Annotated in this window: 17 protein-coding genes; 9 read left to right on the plus strand and 8 right to left on the minus strand. The window is 75.2% G+C overall.

Annotation, left to right across the window (positions count from 1 at the left end; genetic code table 11):
• Positions 1-88 precede the first annotated feature (88 nt).
• Positions 89-688, minus strand: a complete 600-nt coding sequence (locus tag AC4H2G_RS16325; RefSeq protein WP_494366788.1) for a PadR family transcriptional regulator — start codon at positions 686-688, stop codon at positions 89-91.
• A complete protein-coding gene (locus AC4H2G_RS16330; RefSeq protein WP_494366789.1) occupies positions 688-1,611 on the minus strand; it encodes a DUF4097 family beta strand repeat-containing protein in 924 nt (307 codons plus the stop codon). The genes AC4H2G_RS16325 and AC4H2G_RS16330 overlap by 1 nt, the downstream gene beginning before the upstream one ends.
• A gap of 243 nt (positions 1,612-1,854) precedes the next feature.
• On the opposite strand from AC4H2G_RS16330, the gene AC4H2G_RS16335 reads away from it, so the two are divergent.
• Positions 1,855-1,929, plus strand: coding sequence for a 50S ribosomal protein bL37 (locus AC4H2G_RS16335; RefSeq protein ID WP_099052597.1), 75 nt, complete (start codon positions 1,855-1,857; stop codon positions 1,927-1,929).
• A gap of 157 nt (positions 1,930-2,086) precedes the next feature.
• Here AC4H2G_RS16335 and rsrA read toward each other — a convergent pair whose 3' ends face one another.
• On the minus strand, positions 2,087-2,422 hold the full coding sequence (gene rsrA / locus AC4H2G_RS16340) for a mycothiol system anti-sigma-R factor (RefSeq protein WP_494366790.1): 336 nt from the start codon (positions 2,420-2,422) through the stop codon (positions 2,087-2,089).
• Positions 2,419-3,147: a sigma-70 family RNA polymerase sigma factor gene (locus tag AC4H2G_RS16345; RefSeq protein WP_494366791.1), complete on the minus strand. Its 729-nt coding sequence runs from the start codon at positions 3,145-3,147 to the stop codon at positions 2,419-2,421. Before AC4H2G_RS16345 ends, rsrA begins: the two co-directional genes overlap by 4 nt.
• 240 nt (positions 3,148-3,387) lie before the next feature.
• Here AC4H2G_RS16345 and AC4H2G_RS16350 point away from each other — a divergent pair, with 240 nt between their 5' ends.
• The 5 genes from AC4H2G_RS16350 to hisN all read left to right on the plus strand — a co-directional run bounded on the left by AC4H2G_RS16350 (position 3,388) and on the right by hisN (position 8,480).
• Entirely contained in the window at positions 3,388-3,933 is a 546-nt protein-coding gene (locus tag AC4H2G_RS16350) for a ferritin (RefSeq protein ID WP_494366792.1), read from the plus strand.
• 343 nt (positions 3,934-4,276) lie between these two features.
• Positions 4,277-4,978, plus strand: coding sequence for a DoxX family membrane protein (locus AC4H2G_RS16355; protein ID WP_494366793.1), 702 nt, complete (start codon positions 4,277-4,279; stop codon positions 4,976-4,978).
• Positions 4,979-5,183: 205 nt separating this feature from the next.
• Positions 5,184-6,602, plus strand: coding sequence for a 3-phosphoshikimate 1-carboxyvinyltransferase (gene aroA, locus AC4H2G_RS16360; protein WP_494366794.1), 1,419 nt, complete (start codon positions 5,184-5,186; stop codon positions 6,600-6,602).
• A complete protein-coding gene (gene rsgA / locus AC4H2G_RS16365; protein ID WP_494366795.1) occupies positions 6,602-7,648 on the plus strand; it encodes a ribosome small subunit-dependent GTPase A in 1,047 nt (348 codons plus the stop codon). Before aroA ends, rsgA begins: the two co-directional genes overlap by 1 nt.
• 37 nt (positions 7,649-7,685) lie before the next feature.
• Complete coding sequence (hisN, locus tag AC4H2G_RS16370) at positions 7,686-8,480, plus strand: histidinol-phosphatase (RefSeq protein WP_494366796.1); 795 nt, start codon at positions 7,686-7,688, stop codon at positions 8,478-8,480.
• A gap of 77 nt (positions 8,481-8,557) precedes the next feature.
• On the opposite strand, the gene AC4H2G_RS16375 is transcribed toward hisN, so the two are convergent.
• From AC4H2G_RS16375 to AC4H2G_RS16385, 3 genes are read right to left on the minus strand one after another with little or no spacing between them, the layout of a single operon-like run.
• Positions 8,558-9,106 (minus strand): DUF6912 family protein, encoded by a 549-nt coding sequence (locus tag AC4H2G_RS16375; protein ID WP_494366797.1) that lies wholly within the window; start codon positions 9,104-9,106, stop codon positions 8,558-8,560.
• 4 nt (positions 9,107-9,110) lie between these two features.
• Positions 9,111-10,478 (minus strand): CpaE/TadZ family protein, encoded by a 1,368-nt coding sequence (locus AC4H2G_RS16380; RefSeq protein ID WP_494366798.1) that lies wholly within the window; start codon positions 10,476-10,478, stop codon positions 9,111-9,113.
• Positions 10,475-11,176, minus strand: a complete 702-nt coding sequence (locus tag AC4H2G_RS16385; RefSeq protein WP_494366799.1) for a CpaB family protein — start codon at positions 11,174-11,176, stop codon at positions 10,475-10,477. Before AC4H2G_RS16385 ends, AC4H2G_RS16380 begins: the two co-directional genes overlap by 4 nt.
• Before the next feature lie 149 nt (positions 11,177-11,325).
• On the opposite strand from AC4H2G_RS16385, the gene AC4H2G_RS16390 reads away from it, so the two are divergent.
• The gene (locus AC4H2G_RS16390; protein ID WP_494366800.1) at positions 11,326-11,541 is read left to right on the plus strand and encodes a helix-turn-helix domain-containing protein; all 216 of its coding nucleotides are present in this window, start codon (positions 11,326-11,328) and stop codon (positions 11,539-11,541) included.
• A gap of 86 nt (positions 11,542-11,627) precedes the next feature.
• On the opposite strand, the gene AC4H2G_RS16395 is transcribed toward AC4H2G_RS16390, so the two are convergent.
• Positions 11,628-12,167, minus strand: a complete 540-nt coding sequence (locus tag AC4H2G_RS16395) for a hypothetical protein (protein WP_494366801.1) — start codon at positions 12,165-12,167, stop codon at positions 11,628-11,630.
• A gap of 180 nt (positions 12,168-12,347) precedes the next feature.
• Here AC4H2G_RS16395 and AC4H2G_RS16400 point away from each other — a divergent pair, with 180 nt between their 5' ends.
• Both AC4H2G_RS16400 and AC4H2G_RS16405 read left to right on the plus strand, forming a co-directional pair.
• Positions 12,348-13,313: a LysM peptidoglycan-binding domain-containing protein gene (locus tag AC4H2G_RS16400; RefSeq protein WP_494366802.1), complete on the plus strand. Its 966-nt coding sequence runs from the start codon at positions 12,348-12,350 to the stop codon at positions 13,311-13,313.
• A gap of 31 nt (positions 13,314-13,344) precedes the next feature.
• Positions 13,345-13,884, plus strand: a complete 540-nt coding sequence (locus AC4H2G_RS16405) for an Rv3235 family protein (RefSeq protein WP_494366803.1) — start codon at positions 13,345-13,347, stop codon at positions 13,882-13,884.
• Positions 13,885-13,944: the final 60 nt, after the last annotated feature.

A 13,944-nucleotide genomic window follows, 5' to 3' on the forward strand; every position in this document is an offset into this window, starting at 1 on the left:
TGTGCGGGGTCCTGGTGCGGGGGTCCGGTGCCGGATCGTGGTCGACGCGCGGGTGTGTGCCGCAGGGGTGCGCCTGTTCCACCGTGCGTCACGGCAGGGTCGCCCGCACGGCCTTGCGTGCGCTGTCGAGGACGGTGCGCAGCGTGTCCACGGTGAGCTCGGTGACGAGGCTCGACGCGTCGGCGCGTCGCAGGTCGGCGCGCACGTCGTCGCGAAAGCGCTGCACGAGCGCCTCGGCCTCCATGCGCCAGGCGTAGGACTCGCGCCGGCGGGGGTCGGGCTCGCCCTCGCGCGGACGCGCGCGCGCCGTCTGCGCGGCGGCGGCCAGCTCGGCGCGCAGCCCGTGGAGCGAGCCCTGGACCTCGGCGCGCAGCGCCTGCGCGCGCTGCCGGACGGTCTCGGCGATCCCGTGCTCGAGCTGCGCGACGTCGCCGCGCCGCGCCTCGATCTCGGCGCGACCGGCGGGCGTGAGCGCGTACGTCGTCTTGCGTCCCTCGACGCTGCGCCGCACGAGCCCCTCGTCCTCGAGCCGTCCGAGGCGCGGGTAGATCGTCCCGGCGCTCGGCCGGTACGTGCCCCCGAAGCGGTCCGTGAGCTCGGTGATGAGCTCGTACCCGTGCTTGGGCCCGGCGTCGAGCAGCGCGAGGAGGTACAGGCGCAGCTCACCGTGGGCGAAGACGGTGGCCATCAGCGGTCCACCGGACCGGTCGTGGCCGTCGCCGTGCGGGGGCCGGGCGACCCCCAGGCCGGGACGTCGGCGGTCGCGCGTCCGGGTGCGGCGGCCGAGGGGCGCTCCGCGTCCTCCTCGGACGAGCCGCGCAGCACGGTCACGTTCCCGGAGACGGCCGACACCCGGAGGGGCGCCGCCGGGCCGTGCAGCGCCGGTCGGCTGAACGAGCCCGCCCCGCCCCGCTGCTCCGTCCCGTCGACGAGGAGCCGGCCGCTCAGGCACCGGATCGCGTAGGACATGGCGTCGGGGTCGGGGAGACGGACGAGCACGTCGGCGGAGACGGCGTTCACGCTCACCTCGGACGGGGTCGTGCGGGTGTCGACCGTCACCGCGCCGGAGACGGACTCGAGCCGCAGCGAACGCAGCGAACCCGTCGCCGTGATCCCACCCGAGACGGACTCCATGCGGACCGCGCCGTCGTGCTCGCTCACGGAGACCTCGCCCGAGACGGTGTCGACGCGCAGCTCGCCCGCCGTCCGGCTGGTCACGACGGAGCCCGTGACCGTGCCCACGCGCACTCCGTGCCGGAGCCCCGCGACGAGGCCCTCGCCCTGCACCGTCACGACCTTGGCGTAGGTCGTCGCCGGGACCGCGACGTGCACGTCGGCCGCGTCCTTGCCGGTGTACGTGCGGAAGCGCTCGAGGACGCCCTTCCACCCGGCCTCGTACGAGCCGGAGCCGATCCGTAGGGCCGTGCCGTCCACCGCCACCTCGAGCGCCCGTCCGGTCACGGAGTGCACCTCGACGAGGACGTCGGTCCGGGCAGGGTCGTCGTGGGCGACCACGTCGATACGGCCGCCGATGACCGTCGCGTCGAGCCGTGCGACGTGCTCCACCTCGATCGTCCGCGGACCGGTGACGGTCCAGCTCTCGTGCGTCATCCTGCGCCCCGTCCTCTTGTCCGCGCGTCCCGCCCGCAAGCGGCCCGTGGTGCTGCCCGCGCGGAGACCGCTCCGCCGGCAGGTTGCGATATATCGCGTTTCCCGAGACACGATATATCGCGTTGTTGCGGAGGGCAAGGGGCGACGTGTGGGACCATGGGAGGCGGACCGGGCCCGCCGCGGGCGGCCGTTCCCGCCGAGAACCCCCGGGACGGCACTCCCCCAGACGATCAGGAGAACATCATGAGCAAGCGCGGACGCAAGCGTCGCAGCCGCAAGGGCAACGCCGCGAACCACGGCAAGCGCCCCAACGCCTGAGCCCAGGCGCGTGCACGAAGGGCCCGGACCGACGTCGTCGGTCCGGGCCCTTCGTCGTCCGGGAGCGTCCGCCGGGCGTCCGGGAGCGTCCGCCGGGCGTCCGGGAGCGTCCGCCGGGCGCGACGCGCGGAGGCGTGCCGCGATGCCGCGGCGCGTCTCAGCGCGTCTCGACCACCGTCTTGGTGGTCGTCATGATCACGAGCTGGGCGTGGATGCGCGCTCGCAGGCTCGGCGGCGCCTGCTCGTGGCACGAGCGACGCACGAGCTGCTTGACGAGCTCCTCGACGCTCAGCTCGACGAGGCACGGCGAGCAGTGCGCGACGTGCGCGCGCATCCGCAGCTCGTCGTCCGCCGTCATCTCCGAGTCCAGGTACTCGTAGAGGTGCAGGAGGGCGTGCTCGCACTCCGACTCCCCCTCGGTCGAGTGCGGGATCGGCGTGACCGCCTCGTCGGCCGCCCGCGGGCCCGGCGTCCGGCTCTCTGACGTGCTCACGACTCACCTCCAGGAGCTTTCGCCCCTACCAGTCCACGCTTCGCGGCGTAGTCGGCCAGCAGCTCGCGCAGCTGGCGCCTGCCCCGGTGCAGGCGGGACATGACCGTACCGATCGGTGTCCCCATGATCTCCGCGATCTCCTTGTACGGGAAGCCCTCGACGTCCGCGTAGTACACGACCATGCGACGGTCCTCGGGCAGCTCCTGCAGCGCGCGCTTCACGTCCGTGTCCGGCAGCCGGTCGAGCGCCTCGGCCTCCGCGGAGCGCAGCCCCTGCGACGTGTGCGACGCGGCGCGCGCGATCTGCCAGTCCTCGACGTCCTCGGCCTGGGACTGCTGCGGCTCACGCTGCTTCTTGCGATACGTGTTGATGAACGTGTTCGTGAGGATCCGGTACAGCCACGCCTTGAGGTTGGTCCCCGGGCGGTACTGGTGGAACGCCGCGAACGCCTTGGCGAACGTCTCCTGGACGAGGTCCTCGGCGTCCGACGGGTTGCGCGTCATGCGCAGCGCCGCCGAGTAGAGCTGGTCGAGGTACTGCAGCGCGTCGCGCTCGAACCGCGCAGCCCGCGCGGCGTCGTCCTCCGCGGCCGGAGCGCGGTTCGTGTCGGTGTCGTCGTCCGTACCGGTGGTCGCGGAGAGGTCGCTCTCCGTCCCCTCGGGCAGCGCGGAACTCGGCGTCGCGGACGGCACCGTCTCGGGGCTCCCGGGGATTCGCTCAGTCATCGACAACGAGCCTAGTCCCCTGTTCGTCAGGTTGTTCGCTGGGACGGACCTCGCGGCCGTACCGGCCGAGAAGGCCGCCGCGAGGGCCTCGTCCGGGGAGGCCGGGGCAGCCGCCGTGGCGGCGGTCGACCGGGCGTCGAGGAGGATGGTCACGAGGTGTGCAACCACCGTGCGCGGTGGCCCATTCCCGCGGGCGGGCACCTGATGTGCTCCAGGCCGGACGTCGCTAGCGTGGCGACCATGACCACGACCGAGAACCCGTCCCGCTTCCTCACCCTCCTGCGCGAGCAGGTCGCGCACGAGCTCGACGCGCACCAGCAGTACATCGCCATCGCCGTGTGGTTCGACTCCCACGACCTGCCCCAGCTCGCCGCGCACTTCTACCGCCAGTCGGTCGAGGAGCGCAACCACGCGATGATGATCGTGCAGTACCACCTCGACCGGGACCTGCCCGTCGTCATCCCGGGCACCGGCGACGTGCGCAACGACTTCTCGTCCGTCGTCGAGCCGCTCCAGCTCGCCCTCGACCAGGAGAAGCAGGTCACGGCCCAGATCGAGGCGATCTTCCGGGCCGCGCGCGAGGAGGGCGACGCCCTCGGCGAGCAGTTCCTCCTGTGGTTCCTCAAGGAGCAGGTCGAGGAGGTCGCGTCGGCGACGACGCTCCTGACCGTCGCGCAGCGCGCCGGGGACAACCTGTTCGACCTCGAGAACTACGTCGCGCGCGAGACGATCGGCGACTCCGGCGAGTCCGCGGACGCGCCCGAGGCCGCCGGTGGGGCCCTCTGACCGCACGCCGTGTGCGCACCACCGGGTCGGTGCGCACCACCGGGTCGGTGCGCACCACCGGGTCGGTGCGCACCACCGGGTGAAGTGAGGGAGGGGGCGCGCGATCTACCATCCGCCCGCTCGTCCCTCGCGGGCTCCCGCCAGGCCCGCCACGATCGCGCGCCCCCTCCCTCACCTCACCCTCGCCGTAGTCCCCCACCTCTCCCCGCGTCCATGCCTCACCAGCGTCCCCGCCTCAGCTCGCCCCTGCCCGTCGCTCGCCGACGTCCGCCGAGCGCGTCGCCGGTGGCGCGCGAACCGTCGGCGCGGCAGGCTGGGACCGTCCGCAACCGAAGGAGTTCCGATGCTTCTGCGTCCCCTCGCCAGGCCCATGCTGGCCTCCTGGTTCGTCTACGACGGCGTCCAGGCCGCACTCAAGCCGGCCGAGCACGTGCGCGCAGCGCGCAGCGGGGTCGAGCTCGTCGAGAAGGGTGCGGGCGTCGAGGCCCCGCTGAGCGACGCGCAGGTCACCGCCCTGGTCCGCGCCCACGGGATCGCGACGGCCGTCGCCGGCCTGTGCCTCGCCGTCGGGAAGGCGCCCCGCACCGCGGCACTCACGCTCGCGGCGCTCACCGTGCCGCTCGCCGTCGTCAACCAGCCCTTCACCGGCGGAGAGGCGACCCGTACCGAGCGCACGCGCAAGTTCGTGGCCAACGTCGGGGCGATCGGCGCCGCGCTCATCGCCGGGGCGGACTACGAGGGTCGCCCCGGGGTGCAGTGGCGGCTCGAGAAGGCGCGCCACGACCTGGTGCGGGCCAAGCAGGCGAAGCAGGACGCGGTCGTCGCGAGCGCCAAGGGCACGGCGAAGGAGGTCAAGGGGGCGGCGAAGGGCGTCAGGGGCTCGGCGAAGGGTGTCACGGGCTCGGCGAAGCAGGCCTCCGCCGACGCCGGGCGCGCCGCCCGCCGGGCCGCGAAGGCGGCTCGCGAGGCCGCCGAGCACGCCGCGAGCCTCACGTCGGGAGCCGTGCACGACGCCGGTGCGGCCGTCCGCTCGAAGGTCGCCTGAAGCGGAGGTCGCCTGAACCTGCCGAACCCGGGGTTGTGCGCCACGCCGGGCCTCCCGAGGCACACAGACCAGGGTCGGGCGCGGCGACCGGCTTCGCAGACCAGGGTTCGACGGTGCGGGTTCGGGCAGGTGGACCCGCGTGGCGCGCGTCCAGGGCCTGGGAGGGTCCGGCGTCGGGCCCTGCGCCTCCACTAGCCTGGACGTCATGACCGACGCGCACCTCGCCGCCCCTGTCCCCGCCGACGCGGAGGGCTGGGTCGCGCCGACGGTCGCCGGACCGCTCGACGCGACCGTCGAGGTGCCGGGCTCGAAGTCGCTGACGAACCGCCTCCTCGTCCTCGCCGCCCTCGCGGACGGTCCGGGTGTCCTGCGCGGCGCGCTGCGCAGCCGCGACGCCGACCTCATGGCGGCCGGGCTGCGGGCGCTCGGCGTGGACGTGACCGAGGGGTCGTCCCCCGGCGAGCTGCACGTCACCCCGGGCGTGCTGCGTGGCCCGGCAGAGATCGACTGCGGCCTCGCCGGCACGGTCATGCGGTTCCTCCCGCCCGTCGCGGCGCTCGCCGACGGGACCGTGCGGTTCGACGGCGACGAGGGTGCCCGCGTGCGGCCGATGGGACCGGTCCTCACGGCGCTCCGTGCGCTCGACGTGAGCGTCTCGGACGGCGGCAGCGGGACGGCGAGCCTCCCGACGACCCTTCCGTTCACGATCCGTGGCCGCGGCAGGGTGCGCGGCGGGTCGGTCGACGTGGACGCGTCGGCGTCGAGCCAGTTCGTCTCGGGGCTGCTGCTCGCGGCCGCGCGGTTCGACCAGGGCCTCACGCTGCGTCACGTCGGCACGACGCTGCCGAGCATGCCGCACATCGACATGACCGTGGCGGTCCTGCGCGAGGTCGGCGTCGTGGTCGACGACTCGCGACCCGCCATCTGGCGCGTCGAGCCCGGACCGATCACCGCGCGTGACGTCCAGGTCGAGCCCGACCTCTCCAACGCCGGCCCGTTCCTCGCCGCCGCGCTCGTCGCGGGTGGCACGGTCCGCGTCCCCGGCTGGCCGACGACGACCACCCAGCCCGGCGCCATGCTCGGCGAGCTCCTCACGGCGATGGGCGGCACCGCGACGCTCGAGGACGGCGTCATGTCCGTGACGGGCACGGGCGAGGTGCGCGGCGTCGACGTCGACCTCCACGCCGCCGGCGAGCTCGCACCGACGATCGCCGCCCTCGCGGCGCTCGCCGACTCCCCGAGCCGTCTGCGCGGCATCGCGCACCTGCGGGGTCACGAGACCGACCGCCTCGCCGCGCTCGCGACCGAGATCACGCGCCTGGGCGGGCGGGCGGAGGAGACGCGCGACGGGCTCGTCATCACGCCGCGTCCCCTGCACGGCGCGACGTTCCGCACGTACCACGACCACCGGATGGCGACGTCGGCCGCGCTGATCGGCCTGCGCGTGCCCGGGGTGACGGTGGAGAACGTGGAGACGACCGCCAAGACGCTGCCCGGCTTCGCGGGCATGTGGGAGCGGATGCTCGCCGGCGGGGCCGCGGGCACGACCATGCCGCCGGTGCCGGGCGTTCCGAAGGTGTCCGGCCTGCCCACCGGCCCCGCCGAGGGGGTGGCGGCCCGCTGATGGCACGCGTCCCCGACGAGTCGGACTTCCGGTCCCGCCCCGGCAAGCGGGGCAGCAGGCCGCGCACCAAGCAGCGGCCCGAGCACGCGGACGCGGTGACCGGGTTCGTCACCGGGGTCGACCGCGGGCGGTACACGCTGCTCGTGGACGCGGACGGGCCCGACGAACGAGTGGTCGTCGCGATGAAGGCCCGGGACATCGGGCGCACGCGTGTCGTGTGCGGCGACCGGGTCGACCTCGTCGGTGACGTGACCGGCGACGACGGCAGCCTCGCGCGCATCGTGCGCATCCAGGAGCGCAGCGCCGTGCTCCGACGCACCGCCGACGACACCGACCCCTACGAGCGCGTGATCGTCGCCAACGCCGACCAGCTCGTCGTCGTCACGGCGCTCGCCGAGCCCGAGCCACGTACGCGCATGATCGACCGGTGCGTCGTCGCGGCATACGACGCCGGCATGGACGTGCTCCTGTGCCTCACCAAGGCGGACCTCGCCGACCCGGCGCCGCTGCGCGCGCTCTACGAGCCGCTCGGGGTGTCGGTCGTCGAGACGCGTCGCGTCCCGGACGGACTCGCCGCGGAGGGCTGGGTGATCGAGCCGCTCGACGCGGTCCGCGGCGCGCTCGCGGGACGCACGTCCGTGTTCGTGGGGCACTCGGGCGTCGGCAAGTCCACGCTCGTCAACGCGCTCGTGCCCGACGCGAGACGCGCGACCGGCGTGGTGAACGACCACACGGGCCGTGGCCGGCACACGTCGACCTCCGCGGTCGCGCTGCGGCTGCCCGGGGGCGGCTGGGTCATCGACACCCCGGGCGTGCGCTCGTTCGGGCTCGCGCACGTCGAGGTCGGGAACCTGCTGCGCGCGTTCGACGACCTCGACGAGGTCGCGGAGGGGTGCCCGCGGGGGTGCACGCACCTCGACGACGCCCCCGACTGCGCGCTCGACGAGTGGGTCGAGGCGTCGCCCGACGACGAGACGCGTGCGGCCCGCGCCGCACGCCTCGAGTCGTTCCGCCGCGTGCTCGCGTCGCGCACCGGCGCGGCCTGATCCCGGAGCGGACGGTCGCACCGCTACGGTGTGAGCCATGACGCCCCCCTCGACGCGGAGCTACGACGACGACCTGCGCCTCGCCCACGTGATCGCCGACCAGGTCGACGGTCACACGATGTCCCGGTTCAAGGCGATCGACCTGCACGTCGAGTCGAAGCCCGACTCGACGCCGGTGAGCGACGCCGACCGCGCCGCGGAGGAGATCATCCGCGCCGGGCTCGGGCGAGCGCGCGGGCGGGACGCGATCGTCGGCGAGGAGTACGGCGAGACGGGGCACGGGTCGCGCCGCTGGATCGTCGACCCGATCGACGGGACGAAGAACTTCGTGCGCGGCGTCCCGGTCTGGGCGACGCTCATCGCCCTCGCCGACGGCGACGAGGTCGTCGTCGGGCTCGTCTCGGCACCGGCGCTCGGACGCCGCTGGTGGGCCGCGAAGGGCACCGGCGCCTGGACCGGCAAGTCGCTCGCCGCGGCGTCGCGACTGCACGTCTCCGCGGTCTCGCGCTGGGAGGACGCGTCCCTCGCGTACTCCTCGCTCACCGGCTGGGAGGAGCGCGGCCGCCTCGACCCGTTCCTCGACCTCATGCGGGGTGCCTGGCGCACGCGGGGGTACGGCGACTTCTGGTCGTACATGCTCGTCGCCGAGGGGGCCGTCGACGCCGCGGCCGAGCCCGAGCTCGAGCTCTACGACATGGCCGCGCTCGTGCCGATCGTCACCGAGGCGGGCGGGCGGTTCACGTCGCTCGACGGCGCTCACGGCCCGTGGGGCGGCAACGCCGTCGCGACGAACGGCCTCCTGCACGACGAGGTGCTCGGCCGCCTCGGCTGATCGCGCGACGGGCTGGGCGGCGCCCGGTCCGTCGTCCGTGCGTACCGGTCGTCCGGTGGGTGCCGCTCGCCGCCGCCTCAGGCGCGCGGCACGTCGGGGACCTCCGACCAGTCGTACCAGAGCAGGTCACGCTCGGTGACCCGGTCGAGCGCGGAGTCGAGCGCCGCGTCGGCCTCCGGACCGTCGCCGTCAGCCGCCGCGAGCACGGCCTCGACGTCGGGGGCGGCCTCCGGCTCGTCGACGTGCACGCACACGATCGCGACGTCGGGCACGGTCCGCACCACCTGGACCGCGCTCGGGGCGGGAGCGTCCTCCTCGTCGCCGCTGTCGTCGCCCGCGGCGCTCGCGGCCTCGACGGCCTGCACCGCGCCGTCGGGCACCTCGAGCGTCACGACGAGCCGCTGCCGCGGCGCGTCCGGCCGGGACGCGACGAGCGCGAGCGAGTCGTCCGCGGCCTCGAGCGCTGCCGCGTACTCGAGCCCTTCCTCGTCCTCGTCGGGCAGGGACCGGACGAGGGCCGACGTCACGGCGTGCGCGCCGCGCGGCGCGACCGTCCAGAGCGCGGCCTCGGCAGTGACGGTCACGGCGTCGAGCTCGTCGAGCGTGGCAGGCAGGTAGATGCGCATGGCCTCAGTGTGCCGTCTGGAGGTGGCCGGTGCCGACCACGGGCGCGGGCGTCGCGGACCGCACGTGCGCGGCGAGCTGCGCGAGGGCGCGACGCGCCGGGCCCGAGGGGGCGACCTCGGCCAGGACCCGGCCCTCGCGCAGCGCGAGGTCCAGCGACCGGTCCTCCGGGACGGCCTGGAGGTCGTCCACACCGGCGTAGCGTGCCAGCGCCTCGCGCACGGCACGCTCGGGCCGTGGCCCGACGACCCCGGAGCGCACGCGGTTCACCACGACGACCCGCAGCGCTCCCGCCGCGGCACCGGTGTCGTTCAGCTCGTCGAGCGCGCGCACGAGCCGCTGGAGGGAGACCGGGTCTGCTCCCCCGACCACGACGACCGTGTCCGCGGCGCCCAGCGCGCTGAGCGTGGCCGCGTTGCGCTGAGGAGCCCGCGTGTCGTAGGTGAGGAGCTCGTCGCTCTCGATGCCGAACCCGCAGTCGACGACGGTCCAGTCCGCGACCGACCGCGCCACGTCCCACACGACGTCCAGCGACGGCCCGGGCAGCTCCGGCCAGCGCGCGGCCCGGGCCAGCCCGGTGAGGACCTGGAGTCGTGGGACGACGGTCGGCGCGAGCACCTGGAGGCCGGCGGCGTCGAGAGCTCCGTGCCCCGCGCTGCGGGCGGCCGCCGCGAGCCCCGGCGACTCGTCGAGCATCCCGAGGTGCTGCGCCACCGACCCGCCGTACGTGTCCGCGTCGACCAGCAGGACCCCGGACTCGGGGCCCGTCGGCGCGACCGGGGGCAGGTCGACCTCCGACGGACGACGGTCGCGCCGCGACCCGCGTCGCGGGGACGGCGACGGACCGGCGAGCTCGGCGGCGAGGTTCACCGCGACCGTCGTGCGGCCGGGCGCGCCCGTCGGCCCCCAGACGGCGACGACCCGCCCGACCCGGTGCGCCGGCACGACGCCGACCGGCACCGGGACCGGTGGACCGTGCGGGCCCTCGGGGTCGACGGCGACCGGCGCGGGGCGCGCGACGACGGCACGGACCGCGTCCCGGAGCGCGTCCGCCGACGCGGTCAGATCGACGACGACGTCGACCCCGAGCGCCCGCAGCCTGCTCTCCTCCCACGACCCGGCAGGCGCCAGTCCCACGACGCGGACACCGTGCGCGTGGAGCTCGCCGACCGCCTCCCGGTCGAAGGCAGGAAGATCGGCCGAGACGACCCCCACCTGCCCCGCACCCGCTGCGGCCGCGGCGCGCAGCTCGACGACGTCGGCGCACCGTCGCGTGACCTGCAGGCCCGGCGCGTCGAGCGCGGTGACGACGTCGGCCTCGGAGGGTCCCCGGACCGCGCAGAGCACCGTGGCGACCGCCGTCGCCCCGCTCATCCCGCACCGCCCACGGGGACGACGGCGATAGCTCCCTCTCCCGCCACGGCGCCGAGCACCGTGGCGAGGTCCTCGGCCGCGACGAGGACATGGATGGTCACCGGGCCGCCGGCGACGAACGTCCCACCGGCCTCGTCGACCTCCGCCACGGTCACGCCCTCGACCAGGACCGCAGGTTCGGCCCCCGGGACCGGAGCGTCCGGCGTGCCGGTCGCGGACGGCGCGGGCGGCACGTGCCACAGGTCGACCGCGGCCCCGGCCACGATGCGGTCCGACAGCCCTGACGTGACGGGCACCGCGACGGCGCGCAGGGCGAGATCATCGGCGGCGCCCAGCGCGCTCGCCGGCACGAGCTCGCCCGGTTCGACGGTCCGGAGCACCACGGCGTCCTCGGGGACGCCGTCGGCAGCGAGGAGGTAGCCGTCCGTCTCGCTCCCGAGCCGGACCTCCACGACGCGCAGGTCCTCCGCCGCGACCCGGTCACCGGGCGTCAGCACGCCGTCGGCCGCGTACACGGCGTCCGTGTGCCCCGCCGCGGCGACCGCCCAGGACCCGAGCGCGACGGACGCGGCGACGACGACCAGGCCGACGAGCAGCCTCGGGTCGCGCCAGGTCGGCCGCCGCAGCCGGGCCGCTGTGCGGGGAGGGGGAACCGTCGCCGTCGTGTCGCGCGAGGGGCGTTCCAGGGTCGTCGTCATCGAGTCCCGTCCGTGGTCGTGTCCGAGGTGCTGCACCTGCTCGAGCCCGCGGCCGGCGGCCGCTGGTTCATGATCGTCGCTGCCGCAGCGTCGCGGGAGGGGCTGTGGACAACGTCGGGGCCTCGCCGGCCCCGTGCCAGACTTGCGGCATGGCTCAGCGCTTCCTCACCCTCGCCGACGTCACGGAAGAGCTCAACATCTCCGCGGCGCAGGCGTACGCGCTCGTGCGGTCGGGCGAGCTGCCCGCCATCCAGGTCGGCGGCCGTGGCCAGTGGCGCGTCGAGGCCAGCGAGCTCGAGGGATACATCCAGCGCATGTACGCGCAGACCCGCATGCGGATCGAGGCCGGAGAGTTCGACGGCTGACGCACGCCGTCTCCCTGCCGTCGTGCCGTCGGTCCGGACGACATCGACCCCTCCGGCCTCTCCGACCGCTCCCCCCTGCGTCGTGGTCATCGTGCGGCGCCACCCGGCCAGGATTCGCTGACGCACAGCAGCGCCGCGTACGGGACCGACCGGGTCCCGTGCCGCACCCCGGGAGAGACCTCCAGGTCGACGTGGTCCGTGCCCACGCGCGAGATCCATCCCGGGTACGCGGCGGTGTCGACACGCACCTGCACCGGCCGACGGTCCCGCATGAGGGCTCGCAGGACGTGGCCCAGACCGAGGCGCTCCGCGCGTCCCGAGGTCGCGGGTCGCGCGAACCTCCCGAGCCCGGTGACGGCCGCCACGGCCCCCGACGGCACGAGGTGCTGACGCTGCTGCTCCTCGACGAGCACCCAGTCCGTGGCGACGTCACGGACCTCACCGGTCACCCGAGACCCGTCCCGGAGCTCGAGCGTGACGGTTCCCTCCGCCCCGCGAAGTCGCTCGACGAGCGAGACGGTGGCGTGCTCGGCGCGCGTCAGGTCCGCCACCGCGTCGGTCAGCTCGGCGCGCTCGGCGGCGGCCAGCTGCGCCGCGAGGTCGTCGAAGAGGGCGTCCCACCGCACGCGCACACGGTAGCGGGCGGGGCACCGGGACGGGTCCGCTCCGTCCACATCACGAGAACCCCCTGGACACCGACAACAAGCTGCACTTAGATGTGGTGAGCAGCGTCAAACTCCATCAAACGACATCACTAGACATCAATGCGTCCCGCATTCTTGCAGCGGCGGGCCTCAGGGGGACTCATGGAACGGCGAACCGACCCGCGACCGGCATCCGACGAGCCGGCCGCACGTACCGGCAGCGCCCACGGAGGCTGGACGCTCCTGATCCTGCTCGCCGTCATGTCGGGAGCGGCGGCCGCTCTCACGGCGCGGGCCGTCCACGTCGCCGGAACACTGCCCACCCCGCGGTTCGAGCCCTATCTCGAGCTCGCGGCGGTCGCCGTCGGCGCCCTCGTGGCCGCCTGGGTCGCCCTCAGCTGCGCGCTGGCGATCGGCTGCGTGGCCGTCCGGGCGGCTGGGCGGACCTGGTCCTCCGGCGAGCGGATCGTCGCCCGCCATGCCCCTGCGGTCGTGCGCCGGGCGGCGCGCATCGGCGTGAGCATGACCGTCGGCGCCGGGCTGGTCCTCGGCGCGGGGACCGCCCACGCGGCCGAAGGGCCGGACGAGGCCCCCGCACCGGTCGTCGCCGTCGACCTCGGATGGCGCGCGTCGACCCCGGAGGTCGACCCCGGGGCGCCGCCCGGCACGAGCAGCACGCCCGTCGTGCCGACCGCCGACGACGCTGCCGCCTCGCGGTCGCTCCCCGTCGACACTCCCCGAGAGACGCCTGGGACCGATCGACCCGTGTCCGCCGCGTCCAGCGAGCCGACCACCCACCCCGTTCCCGCGACCGACGCTGCTGCTCCTCGTCCCGGCGGGGCGGAGGACGCCCCGACGACCCCCGACCACCCGGGCTCGTCGCTCCCGGCCGCGGAGCGGGACGCCGCGCTCACCGTCACCCGCGAGCTGCCCGCGACCGCGCCCGAGGTCGTGGTGCTGCGTGGCGACACGCTCTGGGGGATCGCCGCCCGGTCGCTCCCCGCCGACGCCACCGACGCCGACGTCGCCGCGGCCGTGCAGCGGTGGCACGCGGCGAACCTCGCCGTCATCGGCGACGACCCCGACCTCATCCGACCCGGCCAGGTGCTCGTCGCACCCTCGGCGTGACCACCGTCCCGAACGACCGAAGGAGCCGACGATGACGACGACGACGACGAGCGTGCTCGACCCCCAGTCCGCCGTGACGGCGCGATCCACGAGCGTCCCGACCGACGCGAGCGGTGCCCGGCTGCTCCGGTGCGTCGGCGAGGCGCCTGCGGCGGCCGTCGACGTCCGCGACCCTCGGGCGGGTGTCCCGCGGCACGTGGTCCGCGGCCGCCCGATGGTCCCGACGACCTCGGTGCCGCTCCCGGACCCGACGCCGCTGTGCTGCGCCGTGGTGAGAGCTGCCGTCGAGGTGGTCCGCGGTGACCGCACGGTCCAGCAGCTCGCCCGGTGGGTGACTCCCGAGATCTACGAGGCGCTCGCGCGCCGCGCCCGGGTCGTGCTCGACGCGGGTCTCGTGCCCGACGCCGCGACTCGCCCCGTGACGGTCCGCCGCGCCCGCGTCCTGCGCCTGGGGTCGGACGTCGCCGAGGCGACGGTGGTCGTCGACGACGGCGACAGGGTCCGGGCAGCGGCCGCCCGGCTCGAGGTGCGCCGCGGGACGTGGCGCGTCGTCGCGCTCGAGATCGGGTGAGCAGTCCCTCGGCGTCGACATGACGGGTCTGCGGAGACGCCACGAGGGGCGGTCGGGAAC

Source organism: Cellulosimicrobium sp. BMG9.23 (assembly GCF_059159985.1).